We start from the raw sequence: 25,404 nt of genomic DNA, 5'->3' as shown, positions 1-25,404 counted from the left end.
AAGTTCAATGTCGTGAGTATTCCATGTCAGATAACAGCCAGAAAAAAGTAATCGTCGGCATGTCCGGCGGTGTCGATTCCTCCGTTTCCGCCTACCTGTTGCAGCAACAGGGCTATAAGGTGGAGGGCCTGTTCATGAAGAACTGGGAGGAAGACGATGGCGAGGAATACTGCACTGCCGCTGCGGATCTCGCCGATGCGCAGGCCGTGTGCGATAAGCTCGGCATCGAACTGCACACCGTTAACTTTGCCGCAGAATACTGGGACAACGTTTTTGAACTCTTCCTCGAAGAGTACAAAGCGGGCCGCACGCCAAACCCGGATATCCTGTGCAACAAAGAGATCAAATTCAAAGCCTTCCTGGAATTCGCCGCGGAAGACCTGGGCGCAGACTACATTGCGACCGGCCACTACGTGCGTCGCGCGGATGTGAATGGCAAAAGCCAGCTGCTGCGCGGCCTGGACGGCAACAAAGATCAGAGCTACTTCCTCTATACGCTGAGCCACGAACAGATTGCCCAGAGCCTGTTCCCGGTCGGCGAGCTGGAAAAGCCGGAAGTGCGTAAGATTGCTGAAGATCTGGATCTGATCACCGCGAAGAAAAAAGACTCCACCGGTATTTGTTTTATCGGCGAGCGTAAATTCCGCGAGTTCCTGGGGCGCTACCTGCCTGCACAGCCGGGCAAAATCGTCACCGTTGACGGCGATGAGATTGGTCAGCACCAGGGGCTGATGTACCACACTCTCGGCCAGCGTAAAGGTCTGGGTATCGGCGGCACCAAAGAGGGCAGCGAAGATCCGTGGTACGTGGTCGACAAAGACGTCGAAAACAATATTCTGGTTGTGGCTCAGGGTCACGACCACCCGCGCCTGATGTCCGTTGGACTGATCGCGCAACAGCTGCACTGGGTCGATCGCGAGCCGCTGAAAGGCACGCTACGCTGCACAGTGAAAACGCGCTACCGCCAGACGGACATCCCTTGCACCGTAACCGCACTGGATGACGATCGCATTGACGTGCGTTTCGACGAGCCGGTTTCCGCCGTTACCCCTGGCCAGTCTGCTGTTTTCTACAGCGGCGAAATTTGCCTCGGCGGTGGGATCATTGAACAGCGCCTGCCGCTGCCTGCTGTTTAAACCGTTTGCACACATAAAGGAGACCGTGTGGCGAAGAACTATTATGACATCACCCTGGCGCTGGCGGGAATTTGCCAGTCAGCCCGTCTGGTGCAACAGCTGGCGCATCAGGGTCATTGCGACGCTGATGCCCTGCACGTTTCACTCAACAGCGTTATCGATCTTAACCCAGGCTCCACGCTGGGCGTCTTTGGCGGCAGTGAAACCAATCTTCGTCTCGGTCTTGAAACTCTGCTCGGCGTGCTCAACGCCAGCAACCGTCAGGGGTTGAACGCGGAACTGACCCGCTACACCTTAAGCCTGATGGTGCTGGAACGTAAGCTTAATGCGGCAAAAGGCGCAATGAATACCCTGGGCGACCGCATCGCCGGGCTACAGCGCCAGCTCGACCACTTTGACCTCCAGTCTGAGACCCTGCTCAGCGCGATGGCCGGTATCTACGTTGACGTGATTAGCCCGCTCGGCCCGCGTATTCAGGTCACCGGTTCGCCTGCCGTATTGCAAAGCCCACAGGTACAGGCGAAGGTACGCGCTTCGCTGCTGGCAGGCATCCGTGCCGCCGTGCTGTGGCAACAGGTCGGCGGTGGCCGCCTACAGTTAATGTTTTCTCGTCATCGCCTGACGACTCAGGCAAAACAAATTCTTGCTCATTGTTAACCTCCCGGAGTTGCGAATTATGGAATTATCCTCACTGACCGCCGTATCCCCTGTCGATGGACGCTACGGCGATAAAGTCAGCGCGCTGCGCGGGATCTTCAGCGAATATGGCCTGCTGAAGTTCCGTGTTCAGGTTGAAGTACGCTGGCTGCAAAAGCTGGCCGCCCAGACAGCAATCAAGGAAGTTCCTGCTTTTGACGCAAAGGCAAACGATTACCTTGATAAAATCGTTGCTGAGTTCAGCGAAGAAGATGCCGCGCGCATTAAAACCATCGAACGCACCACCAACCACGACGTGAAAGCGGTTGAATACTTCCTGAAAGAGAAAGTGGCAAGCGTCCCTGCCCTGCACGCGGTATCTGAATTTATTCACTTCGCCTGTACGTCTGAAGATATTAACAACCTGTCTCACGCACTGATGCTCTCTACCGCGCGGAAAGAGGTAGTACTCCCTTACTGGCGTAAAATCATTGATGCGGTGAAAGCGCTGTCCGTGGAATACCGCGACATTCCGCTGCTGTCCCGTACTCACGGCCAGCCAGCAACCCCATCCACCATGGGTAAAGAGATGGCGAACGTGGCGTACCGCATGGAACGCCAGTATCGTCAGCTGGAGCAGGTTGAGATCCTCGGCAAAATCAACGGCGCGGTGGGTAACTACAACGCCCACATCGCCGCGTACCCGGAAGTGGACTGGCACCAGTTCAGCGAAGAGTTTGTGACCTCTCTGGGGATCCAGTGGAACCCGTACACCACCCAGATTGAGCCGCACGACTACATCGCCGAGCTGTTTGACTGCATTGCGCGCTTCAACACCATCCTGATCGACTTCGATCGTGATGTATGGGGTTACATCGCCCTGAACCACTTCAAGCAGAAGACCATCGCCGGGGAAATCGGTTCGTCCACCATGCCGCACAAAGTGAACCCAATCGACTTTGAAAACTCCGAAGGTAACCTGGGTCTGGCGAATGCCGTGTTGCAGCATATGGCGAGCAAGCTGCCGGTATCTCGCTGGCAGCGTGATCTGACTGACTCCACGGTGCTGCGTAACCTGGGCGTAGGTATTGGCTACGCGCTGATCGCCTACCAGTCCACCCTGAAAGGTGTGAGCAAACTGGAAGTTAACCGCGACCGTCTGCTGGACGAGCTGGATCACAACTGGGAAGTGCTGGCGGAGCCGATTCAGACCGTGATGCGTCGTTACGGCATCGAAAAACCGTACGAGAAACTCAAAGAGCTGACCCGCGGTAAACGCGTTGATGCTGAAGGTATGAAACAGTTTATCGACGGTCTGGCGCTGCCAGAAGAAGAAAAAGCGCGCCTGAAAGAGATGACCCCGGCAAACTATATTGGCCGTGCCATCGCTATGGTTGACGAGCTGAAGTAATCGCCCTTCCCCCTTTCCACCCGGAAAGGGGGCTGCTTTTCATCATCGAGCCGACATTTCACGTCACATTATCTGTTTTGCCGGGATTAGAGCCTGCCGTCAGGCTGATTGTTATTTTTTGCCGTGGAATAACTTTCCGGAATATACCGTTTTAAGCCGAACGGGCACAGTTTGAACTGGCACGGGGTTTCAGCCGTGCACAGGCGATCCATCTCCTGTCGGTTGCCTGGACACGCGTTTTTCTGTTTGAACCCCATCCAGCCTATTGATGTAAAGGGCATTGCCTGCGCTATCCATACTCTACGCCGCCGATCGTTAATCAGGATCCCCTGGTTTGAAGTGGTGATGATTTCACCTGTACGAACGTAATAATCTCCCTTTAACCACAGGATATAATTCAGGCCATACTGTGTTTCAACTTTGCAAAAGATGGTTCCGCTTTCCGGGCTCGCAATAGTCTCAACAACCTTCCATTCCATAAAGTCCTCTTTACTCGCTATATTGCTGTTTTGTTGTGTAAAAATGCTGCTTTTCTGGCACATCTTATGCAAATCTAATTTCGCACCATAAAATAAGCGTAGACAAAGCCAGGCATAGTGAGAACATCCTTACAAAAAAAAGGGCAATATTTACAAAACTGGCGTGCCCGTGCTGTCCAAAAAGCGACTCGCCTTCAACAGTTCATAAACGGATGGCTGTTTTATCGGGATTGCGAAAGCTTGCGAAAACAAGTCAGTTTATATTACCCGCGCCTGCTGGGGGCGCATGAGGCTTACGTGAGTTGGGTGGGTGATATGAACCAGGCTCAGGTCAACATACTTAATAATCAGGTGCCTGGCGTAATGCCTCCCTGTGTTCGGGAGCATGAAAAAAATCATTTAATTTCATTGCGCTGGTGTCAACCTGAATAATCAGCGTTAAACTATTCATACCATTTATAAAGGGAGAAGTGATGATGCGCGTACTGGTTGTTGAGGATAACGCATTGCTACGTCATCACCTGAAAGTTCAACTTCAGGAGATGGGTCATCAGGTGGATGATGCTGAAGACGCAAAAGAGGCGGATTATTATCTCAATGAACACCTGCCGGACATCGCCATTGTCGATTTAGGGCTGCCGGATGAAGACGGATTGTCCCTTATCCGCCGCTGGCGTAGCCATGACGTTTCCCTGCCGGTGCTGGTGCTGACTGCCCGCGAAGGCTGGCAGGACAAGGTTGAAGTCCTGAGCGCTGGCGCGGATGACTACGTGACCAAACCCTTCCATATTGAAGAAGTCGCCGCGCGTATGCAGGCGCTGCTGCGCCGCAACAGCGGGCTGGCGTCACAGGTTATCTCTCTGCCGCCGTTCCAGGTGGACCTCTCTCGCCGCGAATTTTCTATTAATGATGAAGTGATCAAGCTGACCGCATTCGAATACACCATCATGGAAACGCTGATCCGTAACAATGGTAAAGTGGTGAGCAAAGATTCCCTTATGCTTCAGCTCTATCCGGATGCCGAGCTGCGCGAAAGCCACACCATTGACGTACTGATGGGTCGCCTGCGTAAAAAAATTCAGGCGCAGTACCCGCATGACGTGATCACCACCGTGCGTGGTCAGGGCTACCTGTTCGAATTACGCTAAATGAAAGGGATATTGCGCCACATTTTACCCCTTTCGCTGCGGGTTCGCTTTTTGCTGGCAACCGCCGCCGTCGTGCTGGTGCTGTCGCTCTCTTACGGGATGGTGGCGTTGGTCGGTTATAGCGTGAGCTTCGATAAAACCACCTTCCGCCTGCTTCGCGGCGAAAGTAACCTGTTTTATACCCTGGCGAAGTGGGAGAACAACCGAATCACCGTCGAGATGCCGGAAAACCTGAATCAGCAGAGCCCGACGCTGGCGCTGATCTATGATGAAAAAGGGAAATTGCTTTGGGCCCAGCGCGATGTCCCGTGGTTGAAAAAGCGCATCCGTCCGGAATGGCTGAAAACCAACGGTTTTCATGAAATAGAAGCCGACCTCAACTCCACCAGCAGCCTGCTGCGTGACGATCGCGCCTTACAGATTAAGCTTAATGAGATCCGGGCCGAAGATGACGACACGGAGATGACCCACTCTGTGGCCATCAACCTTTACCCCGCCACCCTGAACATGCCGCAGTTAACCATTGTGGTGATCGATACCATACCGGTTGAGCTGAAACGCTCGTATATGGTCTGGAACTGGTTTGTGTATGTTCTGGCTGCCAACCTGCTGCTGGTGATCCCTCTCCTGTGGGTTGCTGCGTGGTGGAGCCTCCGCCCGATTGAATCCCTTGCCAAAGAGGTGCGCGAGCTGGAGGAACATCACCGCGAGAAGCTAAACCCGGAGACCACGCGTGAGCTGACCAGCCTGGTGCGCAACCTCAACCGCCTGCTGAAAAGCGAACGTGAACGCTACGACAAGTATCGCACGACGCTCACCGACCTTACGCACAGCCTGAAAACCCCGCTGGCCGTGATGCAGAGTACCCTGCGTTCCATGCGCAGTTCGAAAATGAGCGTGGATGACGCCGAGCCGGTGATGCTGGAACAAATCAGCCGTATTTCACAGCAGATCGGCTATTACCTGCACCGCGCGAGCATGCGTTCCGGAAGCGCCCTGTTGAGCCGTGAACTGCACCCGGTAGCCCCGCTGCTGGATAACCTCACCTCTGCGCTGAATAAGGTGTACCAGCGTAAAGGGGTCAACATCAGTCTGGATATCTCACCGGAAATTAGCTTTGTCGGTGAGAAAAATGACTTTATGGAAGTGATGGGAAACCTGCTCGATAACGCCTGCAAATATTGTCTGGAGTTTGTCGAGGTGTCCGCGCGGGTAACGGATAACGAACTGCATATTATCGTTGAGGATGATGGTCCTGGCATTCCCTGTAATAAACGCGAAGTGGTGTTCGATCGCGGCCAGCGCGCCGATACGCTGCGGCCAGGCCAGGGCGTCGGATTATCCGTCGCCAGGGAAATCGTCGATCAGTACGAGGGCAAGATTGAAACCGGTGAAAGTTTGCTGGGCGGTGCCCGTATGGAAGTCATTTTTGGCCGCCAGCATCCCGTATCGAACGATAGTTGACCCGAAATGTGAAAAATACGCGGATCTCGCAGTCAGGGGGCGGTGCTTCCGTTATAATCCGTCTCAGTAAGAGCCTGCGGAATACAAAAATATGGATTATCAATTAACGCTTAACTGGCCCGAATTTATTGAACGTTACTGGCAAAAACGCCCGGTCGTTCTTAAACGCGGGATCAGCAATTTTATCGACCCTATTTCTCCTGACGAACTCGCTGGTCTGGCGATGGAAAACGAGGTAGACAGCCGTCTGGTGAGCCACCAGGACGGGAAATGGCAGGTCAGCCACGGTCCCTTTGAAAGCTACGATCATCTGGGCGAAAACAACTGGTCTTTACTGGTGCAGGCGGTCAACAACTGGCACGAACCCACCGCAGCCTTAATGCGTCCCTTCCGCGCCCTGCCAGACTGGCGAATGGACGATCTGATGATCTCCTTCTCCGTTCCCGGTGGCGGCGTGGGTCCGCATCTGGATCAGTACGACGTGTTTATCATTCAGGGTACCGGGCGCCGTCGCTGGCGCGTGGGCGAAAAAGTGCCAATGAAGCAGCACTGCCCGCACCCGGATCTGCTTCAGGTTGATCCGTTTGAAGGGATCATTGATGAAGAGCTGGAACCAGGTGACATTCTTTATATCCCACCGGGCTTCCCGCATGAAGGTTATTCCCTGGAGAACTCGCTGAACTATTCGGTTGGTTTCCGCGCGCCAAGCGGGCGCGAGATGATCAGCGGATTTGCTGACTATGTTTTACAGCGTGAGCTGGGCAGCTACCGTTACAGCGATCCGGACGTTCCGGCGCGTGAACACCCGGCGGATATTCTGCCAGAGGAGCTGGATAAGCTGCGCGGGATGATGCTGGATCTGATCAACGAACCGGAGCACTTCAGACAGTGGTTTGGCGAGTTTATCAGCCAGTCGCGTCACGAACTGGACGTCGCACCGCCAGAGCCGCCGTATCAGGCAGATGAAATTTATGATGCGCTCCAGCAGGGCGATAAGCTGGTTCGTCTGGGCGGATTACGCGTACTGCGCATTGGCGAAGAGGTATTCGTCAACGGCGAGCGCCTGGACTCTCCGCATCGCCCGGCGCTGGAAGCGATTGCCAGCCATATGGTGCTGACTGCGGATACCTTTGGCGACGCACTGGACGATCCCTCCTTCCTCGCCATGCTGGCCGCGCTGGTGAACAGCGGGTACTGGTTTTTTGAGGACTGAGCCGCTTTAATGCCCGGTGACGCTGCGCTTACCGGGCCTACGATCGAAATGTAGGCCGGGTAAGGCGTAGCCGCCACCCGGCTTTGTTTTACTTCCGCTCCCCCGCCGCAAAATCCTCAATCTCACCCGCCCAGTCTGCCGGATATAACCCTTCCCGCACGTCCCGATGAAACGTTGAATATGGCCAGTCGACGACTTTCCCGACATAGCCATGCTTCAGCGGATTGATGTAGACGTAATCCATATGCCGCCGATAATCCTGCTCATTGCGAATAGTGTGCTCCCAGAAACGCGGTTGCCAGACGTGGCGCATTTCAATGTTGCGGCTAAACGTTTTTTTGATGTCGCGCCAGCGCGCTGAAAAGTCACTGTCCCCTTCCGGCAGGGTCCAGATACAGTGCATATGTTCAGGCAGGATAACCCAGGCGTTAATGGTAAAGGGCTTCGCACGCTTAACCGTGGCGGTAGCGGAACGCAGGCTGTCGATGTGGCGAGTAAGTAAATCGCTCTGGCGGTTTTGCAGATTGACGGTGAAAAACCAGGTCCCACCGGGGATGTAGTGGCGGCGGTAGTTTGACATTGGCACTCCTTGCCCATTGCCCGGTGGCGCTGCGCTTACCGGGCCTACGATCGAAATGTAGGCCCGGTAAGGCGTAGCCGCCACCCGGCATAAAATATTACCGCTTCGCGGTTAACTCCGCTATCCGCACGATCACCTGCACCGCTTTCTCCATCCCTTCCAGCGTCACGAATTCATGCTTGCCGTGGTAGTTATATCCACCGGTAAACAGGTTCGGGCACGGCAGACCCATAAACGACAGCTGTGAACCATCGGTACCGCCACGGATCGGTTTCATCACCGGCTCGATGTCACAATCGCGCATCGCCTGCTGGGCGATATCAAGAATATGCGGATGCTCCATCACCTTATCGCGCATATTGTAATAGCTGTCTTCGATGATGAGTTCAATATAGCAATCCGGATGTAGCCCCTTGCCGACCTTTTTCGCGATCTCCATCATCTTACGTTTGCGTGCTTCAAAGGCTTTGCGGTCGAAATCGCGGACAATATAGTGCATCTGCGCGCTGTCCACGGTCCCCTTGATGCTGGTCAGATGATAAAAACCCTCATACCCTTCCGTCATCTCCGGGCTCTCTTCGGCGGGCACTTCCGCATGAATACGCGCAGCCAGCGACAGCGCATTCACCATCACCCCTTTCGCAGACCCCGGGTGCACGTTGTTCCCAACGATTTTGATCGTCACCGATGCCGCGTTAAAGTTTTCATACTCCAGTTCACCCACGCCGCCACCGTCGACGGTGTAGGCCCACTGCGCGTTAAACGCCTCAACGTCAAAGTGTTTCGCGCCTTTTCCAACCTCTTCATCCGGCGTGAAGGCCACGCGGATATCGCCATGTGGGATATTTTTGCCCTTCAGCACCGCCAGCGCCGTCATAATCTCGGCGATGCCCGCTTTGTCATCGGCCCCCAGCAAGGTTTTGCCGTCAGTGGTGATTAACGTCTGCCCCAGCAGCTGATGCAGTACCGGGAACATCACCGGCGACAGCACTTCGTCGCCAATGCCCAGCGCAATATCACCGCCGCGATAGTTTTCAACAATCTGCGGGTTTACGTGTTTACCGCTAAAATCAGGTGAGGTATCGACATGAGAAATAAAGCCAATTGCCGGGATATCGCCGTCAATATTCGCCGGCAGCGTTCCCATCACGGTCCCTTTTTCGCTGAGCGTGACATCAACCAGCCCCATGGCCTCCAGCTGCTCTTTCAGCAGATTTAGCAGCTTCCACTGGCCTTCGGTGCTTGGCACCTGTCGGACCCCCGGCTTAGATTGGGTATCCAGCGAAACGTAATGTAAGAAACGCTCAAGTAGTTTATCCATGCAGTCACCCTCACTTTTTGTGACAACATTATCATTAAGCAGCAAAACGCAAATATTGCGTCAGGTCACTTTTATCCCGCAAACGAGAACTTTTTACGTTTATATCGTTGTGCGTTAATAAATGTAGCTTATGAATAAGTGAGAAGGATTGGCGATTCAATGGGTTTGCCGTAGAATGTCCGCCCTCATTACGAGTCACCAAGGTGGTTACACACAAACCCCGCTTCAGTCTGCTGCCTGAGGCGTCTATATGGGACAGCGCGAAAATTGAATACACAACCCCGTTCCCTTTCACCGCTGGTGCAACTGGAACGAATTCGTAAAAGTTTCGATGGCAAAGATGTCATTTCCGACCTTAATCTGACCATCAATGACGGTGAGTTTCTCACGCTGCTCGGCCCCTCCGGCTGCGGCAAAACCACCGTCCTGCGCCTTATCGCCGGGCTGGAAAGCGTCGATAACGGCCATATCCATCTTGAGAACCAGGACATAACCCAGGTTCCAGCCGAAGATCGCCACGTCAATACCGTCTTTCAGAGCTATGCCCTGTTCCCGCACATGACCGTGTTTGAGAACGTGGCGTTTGGCCTGCGGATGCAAAAAACACCGGCCAGCGAGATCCCACCTCGGGTTACCGAAGCCCTGCGCATGGTACAGCTGGAGGCGTTCGCCCAGCGCAAGCCGCATCAACTTTCCGGTGGTCAGCAGCAGCGTGTGGCCATTGCCCGCGCCGTGGTCAACAAACCTCGCCTGCTCCTGCTGGATGAATCCCTCTCCGCGCTGGACTACAAGCTGCGCAAGCAGATGCAGAACGAGCTGAAAGCGCTTCAGCGTAAGCTCGGCATCACGTTCGTGTTTGTTACGCACGATCAGGAAGAAGCCCTGACCATGTCAGACCGTATCGTGGTGATGCGCGACGGCAAGATTGAGCAGGATGGCACCCCGCGTGAAATTTACGAAGAGCCGAAAAACCTGTTCGTCGCCAGCTTTATAGGCGAAATCAATATTTTCAACGCCACGGTGATTGAGCGTCTGGACGAGCAGCGCGTTCGCGCGAACGTGGAAGGCCGCGAATGCAATATTACCGTCAACTTTGCCGTCGAGAAGGGGCAAAAGCTCAACGTCCTGCTGCGCCCGGAAGATCTCCGCGTTGATGAGATCCACGACACGGCTGACGTCGAAGGTCTGATCGGTTACGTTCGCGAACGCAACTACAAAGGGATGACCCTCGAATCCGTTGTGGAACTGGAAAATGGCAAAATGGTGATGGTCAGCGAGTTCTTTAACGAGGACGATCCGGACTTCGACCACTCGCTGGATCAGAAAATGGTCATCAACTGGGTAGAAAGCTGGGAGGTTGTACTGGCTGATGAAGAACACAAGTAAGTTCCAGAATGTGGTGATTGCCACGATCGTCGGTTGGCTTGTGTTGTTTGTCTTTCTACCCAACCTGATGATCATCGTAACCAGCTTCCTGACCCGCGACGACGCGAACTTCGTCGCGATGGTCTTTACGCTGGACAACTACGCACGCCTGCTCGATCCGCTCTATTTTGACGTGCTGCTGCACTCGCTCAATATGGCGCTGATTGCTACCCTCGCCTGTCTGGTGCTGGGGTATCCATTCGCCTGGTTCCTGGCCCGCCTGCCGCAAAAAGTACGGCCGCTGCTGCTGTTTTTACTGATTGTACCCTTCTGGACCAACTCGTTAATCCGCATCTACGGGCTGAAAATCTTCCTCAGCACCAAAGGTTATCTGAACGAGTTTCTGCTGTGGCTGGGGGTGATCGAGACGCCGATCCGCATCATGTTCACCCCGGGCGCGGTGATTGTCGGCCTGGTCTATATCCTGCTGCCGTTTATGGTGATGCCGCTCTACTCCAGCATTGAAAAGCTCGATAAGCCGCTGCTGGAAGCGGCGAAAGACCTGGGCGCCAGTAAGTTACAAACTTTTGTCCGCATCATTATTCCGCTGACCATGCCGGGTATTATCGCCGGCTGTCTGCTGGTCATGCTGCCTGCGATGGGCCTGTTCTACGTCTCGGACCTGATGGGCGGGGCGAAAAACCTGCTGATCGGTAACGTGATTAAGAGCCAGTTCCTGAATATCCGCGACTGGCCGTTCGGCTCGGCCACCAGCATAACGCTGACGGTGGTGATGGGACTGATGCTGCTGGTTTACTGGCGTGCATCACGCCTGCTGAATAAGAAGGTGGAGCTGGAATGATCGGTCGACTGCTTCGCGGCGGTTTTATGACCGCCATTTATGCGTATCTCTATATTCCGATAATCATTTTGATCGTGAACTCCTTTAACAGCTCACGCTTCGGGATCAACTGGCAAGGGTTTACCACCAAATGGTATGGCCTGCTGATGAACAATGACAGCCTGCTACAGGCCGCTCAGCACTCGCTGACGATGGCGGTATTTTCTGCCACCTTCGCGACGCTGATTGGCTCACTGACCGCCGTGGCGCTGTACCGCTACCGTTTTCGCGGTAAGCCGTTCGTCAGTGGCATGCTGTTTGTGGTGATGATGTCCCCGGATATCGTGATGGCCATTTCACTGCTGGTGCTGTTTATGCTGCTGGGCGTCCAGCTCGGTTTCTGGTCGCTGCTGTTCTCGCATATCACCTTCTGTCTGCCGTTTGTGGTGGTAACCGTCTACGCGCGTCTGAAAGGGTTCGACGTACGCATGCTGGAAGCGGCGAAAGATCTGGGTGCGAGCGAGATGACCATTCTGCGCAAAATCATTCTGCCGCTGGCGATGCCCGCCGTGGCAGCAGGATGGCTGCTCAGCTTTACCCTGTCGATGGACGACGTGGTCGTGTCCTCCTTCGTCACCGGGCCGAGCTATGAAATTCTGCCGTTGAAGATCTACTCAATGGTTAAAGTCGGTGTTTCACCCGAAGTGAACGCGCTGGCGACTATTCTGTTGGTGTTATCGCTGGTTCTGGTAATTGCCAGCCAGGTTATTGCTCGTGATAAAACAAAATCTCAGGGGACACAGAAATGAAAAAAATGCTTGCCGCTGCGGCACTGGTGCTCGGAATGGGCGCCGCGCATGCTGATGACAGCAAAACGCTCTATTTCTACAACTGGACCGAGTATGTGCCGCCGGGCCTGCTGGAGCAGTTCACCAAAGAGACGGGCATCAAGGTGATCTATTCGACCTACGAGTCGAATGAAACCATGTACGCCAAGCTCAAAACCTATAAAGATGGCGCGTATGACCTGGTGGTGCCGTCGACCTATTTCGTCGACAAGATGCGCAAAGAAGGCATGATCCAGAAGATCGACAAAACGAAGCTAACCAATTTTTCAAACCTCGATCCTGAGATGCTAAACAAGCCGTTCGACCCGAACAACGACTACTCCATTCCGTACATCTGGGGCGCGACGGCAATTGGCGTCAACAGCGATGCCATTGATCCAAAAACGGTTTCATCCTGGGCTGACCTGTGGAAGCCGGAATACAAAAGCAGCCTGCTGTTAACCGACGATGCGCGCGAAGTGTTCCAGGTTGCGCTGCGTAAACTCGGCTATTCCGGTAACACCACCGATCCGAAAGAGATCGAAGCGGCGTATAACGAACTGAAAAAGCTGATGCCAAACGTGGCGGCGTTCAACTCGGATAACCCGGCTAACCCGTATATGGAAGGTGAAGTGAATCTGGGTATGGTCTGGAACGGCTCTGCGTTTGTGGCGCGTCAGGCCGGGACGCCGCTGGAGGTGGTCTGGCCGAAGGAGGGCGGCATCTTCTGGATGGACAGCCTCGCGATCCCGGCGAATGCGAAAAACGTCGAGGGCGCCCTGAAGCTGATCAATTTCCTGCTGCGCCCGGATGTGGCAAAAGAGGTGGCGGAAACCATCGGCTACCCGACGCCAAACCTGGCCGCGCGGAAGCTGCTCAGCCCTGAAGTGGCAAATGATAAATCGCTTTATCCGGACGCTGAAACCATCAGCAAAGGGGAATGGCAGAACGACGTCGGTGACGCGAGCCGCCTGTATGAAGAGTATTATCAGAAGCTAAAAGCAGGCCGTTAATGCACAACGGGCGACGCAATGTCGCCCGTTACTCTTACAGCCCCTTCAGGAGTTTATCCACAAAGGCTGGCACCACCTCGCTCGCCAGACCGTAATGTTTCTCTTCAAACTCGCTCCCGACCTGGCTTGGCTCCAGATTAAGCTCCACCGTATGGGCACCTTGCAGTCGCGCTTCGTGAACAAATCCTGCCGCCGGATAGACATGTCCCGAAGTACCAATGGCGATAAAGACGTCCGCCATAGCCAGGGCGCTGTAGATCTCATCCATTCCCAGCGGCATTTCGCCAAACCAGACCACATGCGGACGCAGACGCGAAGGGAACTGACAGCAGTGGCAGCGGTCTTCGTCCAGCACGTCCTCTTTCCAGTCCAGCACCTGACCACTCCATGCGCACCGCACCTTGAGCAGTTCGCCGTGCATGTGGATGATGTTGTGGTTTCCGGCCCTTTCGTGAAGATTGTCGATGTTCTGCGTGACCAGCAGAAAACGATCCCCCAGCGCTTCCTCCAGCTTTGCCAGCGCCAGGTGCGCCGCATTCGGCGCAATCTCCGGCTGCTGAAGCTGGCGACGGCGGGCGTTGTAGAACGCCTGCACCAGCGCCGGATCGCGGGCGAAACCTTCCGGCGTCGCCACATCTTCAACTCGGTGTTCTTCCCACAGTCCGTCCGCCGCGCGGAAGGTCTGAATACCGGATTCGGCGGAGATCCCCGCCCCGGTCAACACCACCACTCTGGGTTTATCCATCGCTTCTGGCATCATCCTGTCTCTGAAAAAGATCCGCTGACGCAGGCGTTCACGTAAGCGGCGTTTATTTTTGCGAAAACGGCTGAGTCGACCCTGGCGACGCGACAGCATAATAACCTCGTAAACTAATCGGTGAGATGAAGGAATGCGGCTCCGCGCATGCCTCCTGCGTCCCCGTGTCGCGCGCGTTCAATGCGCGGCACGCGGGCGACCGGCAATAAATGTCGGGGCAGACGCCCGGACAACTGTTCCGTAATCGCAGTGAAATTTGACAGCCCTCCCCCGATCACCAGCAGATCCGGGTCGACGATGGTCAGGATATTCCCCAGGCACACGGCCAGCAGGTCGAGATAGCGTTCAACGTGCTCTCGCGCCTGCGCATCCCCTTGTTCCCACAGGGTAATGATTTGGGGGGCGTCATCTTTCTGATGATAGAAGTGTTCATAAAGCCATGCAAACCCACGGCCTGAAAGGTAACTCTCAATACAGCCGTGCTGACCACAACCGCAGCGGATCAACGGGAAATCACGTCCGACAACATCCAGCGCATCCACCGGCAGACGGATATGACCAAATTCGCCGGTAATGTAGCTGCGCCCGGTAATGGGCTTACCGTTAATGACTATCCCGCCCCCCACGCCGGTTCCGAGGATCAGCCCCATAACCAGCGGATAGCGACGAAACTCGTCGTCCCAGGCCTCTGAGAGAGCAAAACAGTTGGCATCGTTGTCTAAGCGCACGTCGCGCTCAAGGAGAGCAGAAAGATCGGCACGCAGCGGTTTGCCGCTGGCAGCAGGAACGTTGGCGGCATACAGCGTGCCATCGTCGGTTTCGGGCATACCCGGAATACCAATGCCGACGCTGCCTTTGACGCCAAAGCGTTCATCCGCTTGCGCCACCAGCGCGGCAATGGCGGTTAAAAATTCATCGTAGCTTTCGCGCGGCGTGGGTACGCGGGTTTCCCATTGTAGCTTAAGGTCTTTATCGAACACGCCGAGCGCAATCTTGGTGCCGCCAATATCAAATCCGTAATACATGATGCATTCCTCTGTTTGATTCAGCGGCCAAAAGACCGCTAAACCATGACGAAATTACTGGCCACTTAATACCCTCGCCGGATCAATTCGGCTTGCGCGACGCGCCGGATACCAGCTTGCCAGCAGACTCAGTAAAAGTGCTGTAACCAGCACATAAATAACGTCCAGCCAGTGCAGTTCAGACGGCAGGAAGTCAATAAAATAGATATCGCCTGACAGGAACTGATGGCCAATAAGCGCTTCAATTCCGTTAATAATCGGCGTCAGCTGAAGGGAAACCACCACGCCGATCGCCACACCGCAAAGGCTGCCAAACAGCCCCGCCAGCAAACCGTACCAGACGAAGATGGCGCGAATAAGACCGTCTTTCGCCCCTAAGGTACGCAGCACGGCGATGTCGCCGCTCTTATCCTTAACGGCCATGACCAGCGTCGAGACGATATTAAAACACGCCACCCCAATCACCAGCACCATCGCCAGATACATAATCGCGCGGATCATCTGGATATCACGGTACATATACCCGTAAGTGCCGATCCAGCTTTTGATGTAGACATAGTTATTGGTCACGCTGCCAGCGTCACGCACCAGTTTATTGGCGTTGAAGACGTCGTTAACCTTAATGGCAATGCCCGTCACGCTGTCGCTCATATCCAGATACTGGCGCGCATCTTCCAGCGGCACCATCGCGAAGCTGTGATCGAGCTGGCCGCTCAGCTGCAAAATACCGGTGACGTGCAGACGTACGCGCTTAGGCTGCTGCAATTTGTGATCAGCGCTGGCGTTCGGGATCATGATCGAGACCCAGTCGCCCTGCTTCACCTTCAGCGCATCGGCAACGCCTTTGCCCATGATGATCTGCTGCTCGCCAGCCTTAAAGTTTGCCCATGCGCCATTTTGCACATAGCGCGGCAGCGCGCTCAGACGCTCTTCTTGACGAGGATTTACCCCTTTCACCTGAATGGCGCGCAGGTTTACCCCGCTCTCTACCAGCCCGGTAAAGTTGATGTAAGGTGCAGCCGCCGCAATGCCGGGCACCTTTTCCACTTTGTTAAGGGCATCACGCCAGTTGGACCACGGCTGGTTAGCCGGCTCGATTTCACCGTGGGGGACAACGGCCAGAATGCGGTTATTCAGTTCACGCTCAAAGCCGTTCATGGCGCTTAAGCCCACGATCAACACCGCCACGCCCAGGGCGATACCGATGGTGGAGATCACGGAGATAAGGGATACCATCCCGCTCCGGCGACGACCGCGGCTAAAGCGTAACCCGATGAGTAACGATAACGGTGAAGCCATTACTCCGCTCCCATCAGCGTCAGTTCAGCATTCAGACGACCGTCACGCATTTCCAGCTGACGCCCCATCCGCTTAGCCAGTTGTAAATCGTGGGTGACCACCAGAAACGCGGTTCCCTGCGCGGCGTTCAGTTCGCCGAGAAGCTGGAAAATGCTGTCTGCGTTACGCGCATCGAGGTTACCTGTCGGTTCATCCGCCAGCACCAGGCGCGGGTTGTTGACCAGCGCACGGGCGATGGCCACACGCTGACGCTCACCGCCGGAAAGCTCAGACGGACGGTGATTTCCGCGATGACCCAGCCCTACCGCTTTTAGCATGTCGCTGGCGCGGGCATTAATTTCCGCGGGTTTCTTTTTACCAATCAGCAGCGGCATTGCGACGTTTTCCAGCGCCGTAAAGTCCGGCAGCAGATGGTGGAACTGATAGATAAAGCCCAGCTCGCGGTTACGCAGCTCGGCTTTCGCCGTAGACGACATTTTACTCAGCGGCTGACCGGAGAAGATCACATCGCCTTCGGTTGGCGTGTCCAGCCCGCCAAGCAGATGCAGCAACGTACTTTTACCGGAACCGGAGCTGCCGACAATCGCCATCATCTCGCCTTCACCCACGCTAAAACTCACATTGTGCAACACGTCGGTCTGCACAGTGCCTTCCTGATAGCGTTTGGACAGGTTGTCGCACTGCAACAGGATCTTATTCATAACGTAAAGCCTCAGCGGGTTGAGTGGCGGCAGCCCGCCAGGAAGGATAAAGCGTAGAAAGCAGCGCAATGGCCATCGCGGCCAGCGCAATACCGACCACCTGGAGCGGCTCGATAGCCACCGGCAGCGCCGCGCCATCAAGCAGCGCGCCAATAATCGGCATGAGATTGTTGAGCTGGCTGGCGAGCAGCGCCCCCAGCGCCGCGCCGAGCAGCGCGCCAATGATGCCAGCGCTGGCACCCTGGACCATAAATACCGCCATGATCTGGCGCGGAGTCAGCCCCTGGGTTTGCAGAATGGCGACTTCGCCTTGCTTCTCCATTACCATCAGCCCGAGCGAGGTGATGATATTAAACGCGGCAACGGCCACGATCAGGCTCAGCAGCAGCCCCATCATGTTTTTCTCCATGCGCACGGCCTGGAACAGTTCGCCCTTCCGGTCGCGCCAGTCCTGCCATTTCGTCCCTTCCGGTAGCGTCTGCTGGCTAAGGGTATCCACCTTCAGCGGCGCATCAAGCCACAGACGCCAGCCGGTGATATTTCCCGCCGGGTAGCGCATCAGACGCGAGGCGTCCTGAATGTTAACCAGCATCTGGTAACCATCAACTTCGCTGTTCGCCGCAAACGTGCCAATCACGTTGAACAGGCGCTGGCTTGGCAGACGCCCCATCGGCGTAAACTGACTGGCTGACGGCACCATCACGCGCAGCTGATCGCCACGGTTGACCCCGAGCTGCCCGGCAAGCTGCTCGCCGAGGATGACGTTGTATTTACCCGCTTCCAGGTCGGTTTGTTTCACATTGACCAGGAACGGCGTCAGCGGATCTTTTTGCGCCGGATCGATACCCAGCATCACCCCGACCGCCACGCTACGGGCGCTTTGCAGCACCACATCGCCCGTCGTGAGCGGCGCAACGCGCGTGACACCCTGTAACTTCACCGCGCTTTCCGGCAGCTGTTGCGGATTAAGGGAACCCTGAGTGGAAGAGAGAACGGCCTGCGGCATCAGCCCCAGGATATTGTTTTGCAGCTCGCGCTCGAAGCCGTTCATGACGGAAAGCACCGTCACCAGTGCCATCACGCCAAGCGTAATGCCAATAGTCGAAAGCCAGGAGACAAAGCGACCGAAGCGGTCCGCGGCGCGCCCACGCATGTAACGTAAGCCTATAAAGAGTGCGACAGGTTGATACATGAAATCCGTCTGTTTGCTGATAGCAGACCCACGAGTATATAAGCGAATCCGCTAAGCGTAAATGACTGAAACCGTAAGATTCGGTAATCATTTTTCCGAAAAATTCAGATAAATCATCATGCTACTGACTGAACTTCCGCCAGACAGCCTCCACCTTTTCCGAAAATCGTCCTGATACAGACTGTTACCCGTTACATCAGGGTTTCATTTTACAACAATCGTCCTTTCGTTTATGGCAACAAGGTCGTCACGCACAATGAAACAAAAAGCATTATGGATTAACCAGATAAAAGGTCTGTGCATCTGCCTGGTGGTGATTTACCACTCGGTGATCACCTTTTATCCTCACCTGGACGGGCTACAGCATCCGTTATCGGGCCTGCTCGCCAAATGCTGGGTCTACTTTAATCTTTACCTTGCCCCGTTCCGTATGCCGGTGTTTTTCTTTATCTCCGGCTATTTGATCCGTCGATATATTGACGAGGTGAACTGGCGCACCAGTCTCGACAAGCGGATCTGGAGCATTGTCTGGGTTTTGGCCCTGTGGGGCGTCCTGCAATGGCAGGCGCTGACTCATCTGAATGCCTGGCTCGCCCCCGAGCGAGAGCTGGCGACAGCATCCAATGCGGCCTACGCCGATTCCGTTTCAGGGTTTGTACGGGGAATGCTCACGGCCAGCACCAGCCTATGGTATTTGTACGCCTTAGTGGTCTACTTTACGCTCTGTAAGCTGCTGAGCCGCTGGAAACTGCCGATGCTGGGGCTTCTGGCGCTGGCAAGCATCGCCATCAACTTCCTGCCGTTACCGTGGTGGGGAATGAACAGCGTGGTGCGCAACATGGTCTACTACAGCCTCGGCGCATGGTACGGCGCGCAGTTGATGGCGTGGATGAAAGGGATGAATTTGCGCCGCAGCTGGCTGATCCTCATCGCCTCTGGTGCGGTGTCGGTGGTGCTGTGGTTCGCTAACGTCCCTCTGCCGCTCTCTCTGCTGTCAATCGTGGTTATCATGAAGCTCTTTTACAGCTTCGAGCAGCGTTATGCCGTTCATCCCAATAATCTGCTGAACGTCATCGGTTCAAACACCATCGCGATATATACCACCCACCGCATTTTAATCGAGGCATTTAGCCTGCTCCTGATCCGCGAAATGAATGCGGCGTACTGGCCGATCTGGGCGGAGTTAACGCTGATTCTGGTTTATCCATTTATCAGCCTGCTCGTCTGCACGCTGGTTGGGCTGGGGGCACGTAAGCTCTCGACCGCCCTCTTTGGCGATCTTTTCTTCTCCCCTCCCGCGCGGCTTTCGCCCGTGCCCACGACCCGCTAACTAACCCTGTCCCATACGGGCTACAAAATAAGGCCTGCACAGACGGCTCCCTCTCCCTATGGGAGAGGGCTGGGGTGAGGGTGAACATACAGCTGTGGTGCTCGTTCCGTTCACCTTATGTTCCTTGCTATTCTATAACCGCACGAGCGGTGAACGTGCCAGGGTGGCTCAGTCGCCACCACCCTGGCAACCCGGGCTCCCGGCGGTAAATCGTCGCTTCGCGATACCCTCGGCTTATTCCTTCCGGCTATCGGGTCGTGCATGAGCCTGCATCCATGCAGGCCACGCCCTCTCGGCGCATCCCTGCGCCTCGCCCCGGCCTTCAGGAAACGCCTCAGCGATTTACAGCCGGACCAGGGCATCGCTGAAAGCCCTCAGTTAGTCTGAAGACAACGTTATTGCTTCTGCTTTCAAATTACTGAGGAACCCTCTACCCATCCGGGGGCACTTTCCCTCTTGTGCGGTTACGATTTGCTTATGTAAAACGATCGAGGATAATAAAGACATTGCGTATCAGTGATATGCCCCAATACTGTTGGTATATCCCCAAGAGACTCTGACATAGCCATGCCTGAACACTATCGTTACTCCTTGCCTGTCAAAGCGGGCGACCAGCGCCAGCTGGGCGAACTCACGGGCGCGGCCTGCGCCACCCTGGTGGCGGAAATTGCTGAGCGGCATCCTGGGCCGGTGGTGCTGGTTGCCCCGGACATGCAAAACGCTCTGCGCCTGCACGACGAAATTCGTCAGTTCACCGATAGCCTGGTGTTCAGCCTGGCCGACTGGGAAACGCTTCCCTACGACAGTTTTTCTCCGCACCAGGAGATCATCTCTTCGCGCCTGTCGACGCTGTATCAGCTTCCCACCATGCAGCGCGGCGTGCTGATTGTACCGGTGAACACCCTGATGCAGCGCGTCTGTCCGCACAGCTATTTGCACGGCCATGCGCTGGTGATGAAAAAAGGCCAGCGCCTGTCGCGCGATGCCCTGCGCGTGCAGCTGGACGGAGCCGGCTATCGACATGTCGACCAGGTGATGGAGCACGGCGAATACGCGACGCGCGGTGCGCTGCTGGATCTCTATCCGATGGGCAGCGATCGGCCATATCGTCTGGATTTCTTTGATGATGAGATCGACAGCCTGCGCGTGTTCGACGCTGACACCCAGCGCACGCTGGAGGAAGTGGACTCCATTAACCTACTGCCCGCCCATGAGTTCCCGACGGATAAAACCGCCATCGAGCTGTTCCGCAGCCAGTGGCGCGACAGGTTCGACGTGAAGCGCGATGCCGAACATATCTACCAGCAAGTCAGCAAGGGCACCCTTCCGGCCGGGATCGAGTACTGGCAGCCCCTGTTCTTTAACGAACCGCTGCCGGCGCTGTTCAGCTACTTCCCGGCGAATACGCTGATTGTTAACACCGGGGATATCGACGCCAGTGCCAGCCGCTTTGAAAGCGAAACGCGCGCCCGCTTTGAAAACCGGGGCGTTGACCCGATGCGTCCGCTGCTGCCGCCGGAAATGCTGTGGCTACGTACCGACGAGCTCAACGCCGAGCTGAAACGCTGGCCGCGCATGCAGCTCAAAACCGACGCGCTTGCCGAGAAGGCGGCGAACACCAATCTCGCGTTCCGGACGCTGCCTGACCTGGCCGTTCAGGCGCAGCAGAAATCCCCCCTTGATAATCTGCGTAAGTTTCTTGAGTCCTTCACCGGGCCGGTGGTCTTCTCCGTTGAAAGTGAGGGTCGCCGTGAAGCGCTGGGCGAACTGCTGGGACGGATCAAAGTTGCGCCGAAGCGCATTCTTCGTCTGAGCGAAGCGACCGGAAATGGCCGTTACCTGATGATCGGCGCCGCCGAGCACGGATTCATTGATACGCTCAATAACCTGGCGTTGATTTGTGAAAGCGACCTGCTGGGCGAGCGCGTCGCGCGCCGTCGTCAGGACAGCCGTCGCACCATCAACCCGGACACCCTGATCCGTAACCTGGCCGAACTGCACCCCGGTCAGCCGATCGTTCACCTTGAACACGGGGTGGGTCGCTATCAGGGGATGACCACCCTCGAAGCAGGCGGCATCAAAGGTGAATACCTGATGCTGACCTACGCCAACGACGCCAAACTGTACGTGCCGGTGTCGTCCCTGCACCTGATCAGTCGCTACGCTGGGGGCGCGGAAGACAACGCGCCGCTGCATAAGCTGGGCGGCGATGCCTGGGCGCGCGCGCGCCAGAAGGCGGCGGAAAAAGTACGCGACGTGGCCGCCGAGCTGCTGGATATTTACGCCCAGCGTGCGGCCAAAGAGGGCTATGCGTTTAAGCATGATAAAGAGCAGTATCAGCTGTTCTGCGACAGCTTCCCGTTTGAAACTACGCCGGATCAGGCCCAGGCCATTAACGCCGTGCTGAGCGACATGTGCCAGCCGCTGGCCATGGACCGCTTGGTCTGCGGTGACGTGGGCTTCGGCAAAACCGAAGTGGCGATGCGTGCCGCCTTTTTGGCGGTGGAAAACAACAAGCAGGTGGCGGTGCTGGTGCCGACTACCCTCCTCGCCCAGCAGCACTTCGACAACTTCCGCGACCGCTTCGCCAACTGGCCGGTGCGCATTGAGATGCTGTCGCGTTTTCGCAGCGCCAAAGAGCAGACGCAAATCCTGGAACAGGCAAGCGAAGGCAAAATTGATATTCTGATCGGCACTCACAAGCTGCTGCAAAGCGACGTGAAGTGGAAAGATCTGGGGCTGCTGATCGTGGATGAAGAGCACCGCTTCGGGGTGCGCCATAAAGAGCGCATCAAAGCGATGCGCGCCGACGTCGACATTCTGACCCTGACCGCAACGCCGATCCCGCGCACCCTGAACATGGCGATGAGCGGCATGCGCGATCTGTCGATAATCGCCACCCCACCGGCGCGCCGTCTGGCGGTGAAAACCTTTGTTCGCGAGTACGACAATCTGGTGGTGCGCGAGGCGATCCTGCGCGAAGTGCTGCGCGGCGGCCAGGTGTATTACCTGTATAACGACGTTGAAAATATTCAGAAAGCCGCCGACAGGCTGGCAGAACTGGTACCGGAAGCGCGCATCGCCATTGGTCACGGCCAGATGCGCGAGCGCGAGCTGGAGCGGGTGATGAACGATTTCCACCACCAGCGTTTCAACGTGCTGGTGTGTACCACCATCATTGAGACCGGGATCGACATTCCGACGGCGAACACCATCATCATCGAACGTGCGGATCACTTCGGCCTGGCCCAGCTGCACCAGCTGCGCGGGCGCGTCGGGCGCTCGCACCATCAGGCCTACGCCTGGCTGCTGACGCCGCATCCGAAGGCGATGACCACCGACGCGCAAAAGCGTCTGGAAGCTATCGCCTCACTGGAAGATCTGGGTGCTGGCTTTGCGCTGGCGACCCACGACCTGGAGATCCGCGGCGCCGGTGAGCTGCTGGGTGAAGACCAGAGCGGCTCCATGGAAACCATCGGTTTCTCGCTGTATATGGAGCTGCTGGAAAATGCCGTCGACGCGCTTAAAGCCGGACGTGAACCGTCTCTGGAAGATCTCACCAGCCAGCAGACCGAAGTGGAACTGCGCATGCCTTCTCTGCTGCCGGATGATTTTATTCCTGACGTGAATACCCGTCTGTCGTTCTACAAACGCATTGCCAGCGCGAAAAGCGAAGGCGAGCTGGAAGAGATCAAAGTCGAACTGATTGACCGTTTTGGGATATTGCCCGATGCGGCGCGCAACCTGCTGGATATTGCCCGCCTGCGTCAGCAGGCGCAGAAGCTGGGCATTCGCAAGCTTGAAGGCAATGAGAAAGGCGGCGTCATTGAGTTTGCCGAGAAGAACCACGTCGATCCGATGTGGCTGATTGGCCTCCTGCAAAAACAGCCGCAGCATTTCCGTCTTGATGGCCCGACGCGTCTGAAATTCACTCAGGATCTGACGGAACGTAAAACCCGCATGGACTGGGTGCGTAACTTTATGCGTCAGCTGGAAGAGAACGCCATCGCATAACGGTTTCCCCCGCCAGCGCCCGGCTGGCGGGGGGACAATTTACAAACTCTTTGCACTTCGCCCGAACTTCCCGACTATACATTCGCCATAATTATCATTAACGCCTTATAAAACAATAACCTTATCATTTGTATGGATTATGATAATGATGATTTCTTCGCGTTTTACCCGCTGGTTAACTCTGTTTGCGCTGGCCGCGACGGTTGCCGTCGCGCTCCCTGCTCGCGCCAATACCTGGCCTCTTCCGCCTGCCGGCAGCAACGTCGTAGGTGAAAACCGCTTTCACGTGGTTGAAAACGATGGCGGTTCGCTGGAAGCGATTGCCAAAAAATATAACGTCGGGTTCCTGGCGCTGTTGCAGGCCAACCCGGGCGTAGATCCATACGTGCCCCGGGCAGGCAGCGTACTGACGATTCCGCTGCAAACCATCCTGCCGGACGCTCCGCGTCAGGGCATTGTGATTAACCTCGCCGAGCTGCGTCTGTATTACTACCCGCCGGACAAGAACGAAGTGACCGTCTACCCTATCGGTATTGGTCAGCTGGGGGGCGATACGCTCACGCCTACCATGATCACCACCGTCTCTGATAAGCGCGCTAATCCAACCTGGACCCCGACGGCAAACATTCGCGCCCGTTATAAAGCTCAAGGTATCGACCTGCCTGCCGTGGTGCCTGCTGGCCCGGATAATCCGATGGGGCACCATGCGATTCGCCTGGCGGCATACGGTGGGGTTTATCTTCTGCACGGAACGAATGCGGATTTCGGGATCGGGATGCGCGTCAGCTCCGGCTGCATTCGCCTGCGCGATGACGATATCAAAACGCTCTACCGCGTGATCGCCCCTGGCACGAAAGTGAATATCATTAATACGCCGATTAAAGTGTCTGAAGAGCCGGGTGGCGTCCGTCTGGTTGAGATCCACCAGCCGCTATCGAAAAACATCAATGACGATCCGCAGACGCTGCCGATTAATCTGAATGCCTCGATGGTGAGCTTTAAAACGAATGCCAATACCGATGGCGCGGTGATGGAGCGGGCGATGGAAGCGCGCTCGGGGATGCCAACCGATGTCACGCGGCATCATGAGGTTGCTCAGCAATCAATGTAAAGCAGTAATAACGACAAACGCCCTGCATCAGCAGGGCGTTTTTTATTGCAGTGGCATAACGGAGGGTTGCGTTACGCTTATTTGTAGATAACAGCGGTACCGTGCAGGGTGTTAGGACCGGTCACAGAGGTGATGCGGAATGATTTCGCACCCATTTCGTCAGCTTTTTGTGCCAGCTGATCTTCCAGAGAGCCCAGATTAGTCCCGGCAGTGGCAGAGATGGTACCGACTTTCTGCTGGTCTGCTGGCGTGGATTGCACTTCAACAGCAGCGAAGCTTGCGAAAGAGAGTGAACTCAGAACGGCGGCAGCGATGAGGGTTTTAACGTTTTTCATGATTTTATACCTTTAGGCAGATGATGTAGTGGTCGTTAGTTATTTAGTTAACGATCGATAGGTAAATAATAGATGTGATCCAGGTCACACGTCAACCCATTTTTATAATGGTCGTTAAATTAATTTCATTTGCCTTATATTTCATAAAGATAAAATTAAATTATTTTTCAGAAATCACCGCTGGTCGTTGCAGACGTTTATTTTTA

22 protein-coding genes are annotated in these 25,404 nt (G+C 55.6%); 13 read left to right on the top strand and 9 right to left on the bottom strand.

The window, feature by feature from the left end; all coding sequences use genetic code 11:
* Positions 1–23: 23 nt before the first annotated feature.
* The 3 genes from mnmA to purB are packed head-to-tail and all read left to right on the top strand — an operon-like array spanning position 24 to position 3,183.
* A complete protein-coding gene (gene mnmA, locus L379_RS13890; RefSeq protein WP_032103856.1) occupies positions 24–1,136 on the top strand; it encodes a tRNA 2-thiouridine(34) synthase MnmA in 1,113 nt (370 codons plus the stop codon).
* Positions 1,137–1,163: 27 nt separating this feature from the next.
* On the top strand, positions 1,164–1,793 hold the full coding sequence (gene hflD / locus L379_RS13895; RefSeq protein ID WP_006809213.1) for a high frequency lysogenization protein HflD: 630 nt from the start codon (positions 1,164–1,166) through the stop codon (positions 1,791–1,793).
* A 19-nt stretch (positions 1,794–1,812) separates the two neighbouring features.
* The gene (purB, locus tag L379_RS13900) at positions 1,813–3,183 is read left to right on the top strand and encodes an adenylosuccinate lyase (protein WP_017693620.1); all 1,371 of its coding nucleotides are present in this window, start codon (positions 1,813–1,815) and stop codon (positions 3,181–3,183) included.
* Between the two features lie 86 nt (positions 3,184–3,269).
* Here purB and L379_RS13905 read toward each other — a convergent pair whose 3' ends face one another.
* Positions 3,270–3,662: a hypothetical protein gene (locus L379_RS13905; protein ID WP_023296319.1), complete on the bottom strand. Its 393-nt coding sequence runs from the start codon at positions 3,660–3,662 to the stop codon at positions 3,270–3,272.
* Between the two features lie 476 nt (positions 3,663–4,138).
* Here L379_RS13905 and phoP point away from each other — a divergent pair, with 476 nt between their 5' ends.
* From phoP to L379_RS13920, 3 genes are all read left to right on the top strand, one after another.
* Positions 4,139–4,810: a two-component system response regulator PhoP gene (gene phoP, locus L379_RS13910; RefSeq protein ID WP_026094318.1), complete on the top strand. Its 672-nt coding sequence runs from the start codon at positions 4,139–4,141 to the stop codon at positions 4,808–4,810.
* Entirely contained in the window at positions 4,811–6,274 is a 1,464-nt protein-coding gene (gene phoQ, locus L379_RS13915) for a two-component system sensor histidine kinase PhoQ (RefSeq protein WP_032634007.1), read from the top strand. It abuts the gene before it with no gap.
* A 91-nt stretch (positions 6,275–6,365) separates the two neighbouring features.
* Positions 6,366–7,487 carry a ribosomal protein uL16 3-hydroxylase gene (locus L379_RS13920; protein ID WP_017384706.1) on the top strand — a complete coding sequence of 374 codons (1,122 nt, stop codon included), beginning with the start codon at positions 6,366–6,368 and terminating at the stop codon, positions 7,485–7,487.
* Positions 7,488–7,575: 88 nt separating this feature from the next.
* Here L379_RS13920 and L379_RS13925 read toward each other — a convergent pair whose 3' ends face one another.
* The gene (locus tag L379_RS13925) at positions 7,576–8,067 is read right to left on the bottom strand and encodes an REP-associated tyrosine transposase (RefSeq protein ID WP_017384707.1); all 492 of its coding nucleotides are present in this window, start codon (positions 8,065–8,067) and stop codon (positions 7,576–7,578) included.
* Between the two features lie 97 nt (positions 8,068–8,164).
* Positions 8,165–9,388, bottom strand: coding sequence for a peptidase T (pepT, locus tag L379_RS13930; protein WP_006809220.1), 1,224 nt, complete (start codon positions 9,386–9,388; stop codon positions 8,165–8,167).
* Between the two features lie 237 nt (positions 9,389–9,625).
* On the opposite strand from pepT, the gene potA reads away from it, so the two are divergent.
* The 4 genes from potA to potD are packed head-to-tail and all read left to right on the top strand — an operon-like array spanning position 9,626 to position 13,434.
* Positions 9,626–10,774 carry a spermidine/putrescine ABC transporter ATP-binding protein PotA gene (gene potA, locus L379_RS13935; RefSeq protein ID WP_162837914.1) on the top strand — a complete coding sequence of 383 codons (1,149 nt, stop codon included), beginning with the start codon at positions 9,626–9,628 and terminating at the stop codon, positions 10,772–10,774.
* Entirely contained in the window at positions 10,758–11,615 is an 858-nt protein-coding gene (potB, locus tag L379_RS13940; protein ID WP_017693625.1) for a spermidine/putrescine ABC transporter permease PotB, read from the top strand. The genes potA and potB overlap by 17 nt, the downstream gene beginning before the upstream one ends.
* Positions 11,612–12,403: a spermidine/putrescine ABC transporter permease PotC gene (gene potC / locus L379_RS13945; protein ID WP_015570805.1), complete on the top strand. Its 792-nt coding sequence runs from the start codon at positions 11,612–11,614 to the stop codon at positions 12,401–12,403. Before potB ends, potC begins: the two co-directional genes overlap by 4 nt.
* Positions 12,400–13,434, top strand: coding sequence for a spermidine/putrescine ABC transporter substrate-binding protein PotD (gene potD / locus L379_RS13950; protein WP_015570806.1), 1,035 nt, complete (start codon positions 12,400–12,402; stop codon positions 13,432–13,434). The genes potC and potD overlap by 4 nt, the downstream gene beginning before the upstream one ends.
* 34 nt (positions 13,435–13,468) lie before the next feature.
* On the opposite strand, the gene cobB is transcribed toward potD, so the two are convergent.
* The 5 genes from cobB to lolC are packed head-to-tail and all read right to left on the bottom strand — an operon-like array spanning position 13,469 to position 18,408.
* Positions 13,469–14,290, bottom strand: a complete 822-nt coding sequence (cobB, locus tag L379_RS13955; RefSeq protein WP_006809226.1) for a Sir2 family NAD+-dependent deacetylase — start codon at positions 14,288–14,290, stop codon at positions 13,469–13,471.
* A 14-nt stretch (positions 14,291–14,304) separates the two neighbouring features.
* Positions 14,305–15,216 (bottom strand): N-acetylglucosamine kinase, encoded by a 912-nt coding sequence (gene nagK, locus L379_RS13960; RefSeq protein WP_032653228.1) that lies wholly within the window; start codon positions 15,214–15,216, stop codon positions 14,305–14,307.
* A gap of 54 nt (positions 15,217–15,270) precedes the next feature.
* On the bottom strand, positions 15,271–16,515 hold the full coding sequence (lolE, locus tag L379_RS13965; RefSeq protein WP_032619921.1) for a lipoprotein-releasing ABC transporter permease subunit LolE: 1,245 nt from the start codon (positions 16,513–16,515) through the stop codon (positions 15,271–15,273).
* A complete protein-coding gene (gene lolD, locus L379_RS13970; protein WP_015570809.1) occupies positions 16,515–17,216 on the bottom strand; it encodes a lipoprotein-releasing ABC transporter ATP-binding protein LolD in 702 nt (233 codons plus the stop codon). Before lolD ends, lolE begins: the two co-directional genes overlap by 1 nt.
* Positions 17,209–18,408: a lipoprotein-releasing ABC transporter permease subunit LolC gene (lolC, locus tag L379_RS13975; RefSeq protein ID WP_032104501.1), complete on the bottom strand. Its 1,200-nt coding sequence runs from the start codon at positions 18,406–18,408 to the stop codon at positions 17,209–17,211. Before lolC ends, lolD begins: the two co-directional genes overlap by 8 nt.
* A gap of 256 nt (positions 18,409–18,664) precedes the next feature.
* Here lolC and L379_RS13980 point away from each other — a divergent pair, with 256 nt between their 5' ends.
* The 3 genes from L379_RS13980 (at position 18,665) to L379_RS13990 (ending at position 24,863) form a co-directional block, all read left to right on the top strand.
* A complete protein-coding gene (locus tag L379_RS13980; protein WP_023296315.1) occupies positions 18,665–19,738 on the top strand; it encodes an acyltransferase family protein in 1,074 nt (357 codons plus the stop codon).
* Between the two features lie 567 nt (positions 19,739–20,305).
* Complete coding sequence (gene mfd / locus L379_RS13985) at positions 20,306–23,752, top strand: transcription-repair coupling factor (RefSeq protein ID WP_017693631.1); 3,447 nt, start codon at positions 20,306–20,308, stop codon at positions 23,750–23,752.
* Between the two features lie 145 nt (positions 23,753–23,897).
* Entirely contained in the window at positions 23,898–24,863 is a 966-nt protein-coding gene (locus tag L379_RS13990) for a L,D-transpeptidase LdtC (protein WP_032653226.1), read from the top strand.
* Between the two features lie 77 nt (positions 24,864–24,940).
* Here L379_RS13990 and bhsA read toward each other — a convergent pair whose 3' ends face one another.
* Positions 24,941–25,198, bottom strand: a complete 258-nt coding sequence (gene bhsA, locus L379_RS13995) for a multiple stress resistance protein BhsA (protein WP_006809234.1) — start codon at positions 25,196–25,198, stop codon at positions 24,941–24,943.
* Between the last annotated feature and the right edge of the window lie 206 nt (positions 25,199–25,404).

The sequence above is a fragment of the Enterobacter sp. MGH 33 genome, assembly GCF_000534535.1.
In the GTDB taxonomy this organism is placed as follows: Bacteria; Pseudomonadota; Gammaproteobacteria; order Enterobacterales; family Enterobacteriaceae; genus Enterobacter; species Enterobacter hormaechei_C.
Note: the sequence above shows the minus strand (reverse complement) of the source record. Positions and strands in the feature narration are given on the sequence as shown.

Bases quoted from the DNA above. Each gene is read 5' to 3' on its own strand.
- cobB (WP_006809226.1), bottom strand. From the start codon at position 14,290: ATGCTGTCGCGTCGCCAGGGTCGACTCAGCCGTTTTCGCAAAAATAAA.
- mnmA (WP_032103856.1), top strand. From the start codon at position 24: ATGTCAGATAACAGCCAGAAAAAAGTAATCGTCGGCATGTCCGGCGGT.
- lolC (WP_032104501.1), bottom strand. From the start codon at position 18,408: ATGTATCAACCTGTCGCACTCTTTATAGGCTTACGTTACATGCGTGGG.
- L379_RS13920 (WP_017384706.1), top strand. From the start codon at position 6,366: ATGGATTATCAATTAACGCTTAACTGGCCCGAATTTATTGAACGTTAC.
- purB (WP_017693620.1), top strand. From the start codon at position 1,813: ATGGAATTATCCTCACTGACCGCCGTATCCCCTGTCGATGGACGCTAC.
- mfd (WP_017693631.1), top strand. From the start codon at position 20,306: ATGCCTGAACACTATCGTTACTCCTTGCCTGTCAAAGCGGGCGACCAG.
- nagK (WP_032653228.1), bottom strand. From the start codon at position 15,216: ATGTATTACGGATTTGATATTGGCGGCACCAAGATTGCGCTCGGCGTG.
- lolD (WP_015570809.1), bottom strand. From the start codon at position 17,216: ATGAATAAGATCCTGTTGCAGTGCGACAACCTGTCCAAACGCTATCAG.
- lolE (WP_032619921.1), bottom strand. From the start codon at position 16,515: ATGGCTTCACCGTTATCGTTACTCATCGGGTTACGCTTTAGCCGCGGT.
- L379_RS13980 (WP_023296315.1), top strand. From the start codon at position 18,665: ATGAAACAAAAAGCATTATGGATTAACCAGATAAAAGGTCTGTGCATC.
- L379_RS13905 (WP_023296319.1), bottom strand. From the start codon at position 3,662: ATGGAATGGAAGGTTGTTGAGACTATTGCGAGCCCGGAAAGCGGAACC.
- pepT (WP_006809220.1), bottom strand. From the start codon at position 9,388: ATGGATAAACTACTTGAGCGTTTCTTACATTACGTTTCGCTGGATACC.
- bhsA (WP_006809234.1), bottom strand. From the start codon at position 25,198: ATGAAAAACGTTAAAACCCTCATCGCTGCCGCCGTTCTGAGTTCACTC.
- phoQ (WP_032634007.1), top strand. From the start codon at position 4,811: ATGAAAGGGATATTGCGCCACATTTTACCCCTTTCGCTGCGGGTTCGC.
- phoP (WP_026094318.1), top strand. From the start codon at position 4,139: ATGCGCGTACTGGTTGTTGAGGATAACGCATTGCTACGTCATCACCTG.
- L379_RS13990 (WP_032653226.1), top strand. From the start codon at position 23,898: ATGATGATTTCTTCGCGTTTTACCCGCTGGTTAACTCTGTTTGCGCTG.
- L379_RS13925 (WP_017384707.1), bottom strand. From the start codon at position 8,067: ATGTCAAACTACCGCCGCCACTACATCCCCGGTGGGACCTGGTTTTTC.
- potD (WP_015570806.1), top strand. From the start codon at position 12,400: ATGAAAAAAATGCTTGCCGCTGCGGCACTGGTGCTCGGAATGGGCGCC.
- potC (WP_015570805.1), top strand. From the start codon at position 11,612: ATGATCGGTCGACTGCTTCGCGGCGGTTTTATGACCGCCATTTATGCG.
- potB (WP_017693625.1), top strand. From the start codon at position 10,758: ATGAAGAACACAAGTAAGTTCCAGAATGTGGTGATTGCCACGATCGTC.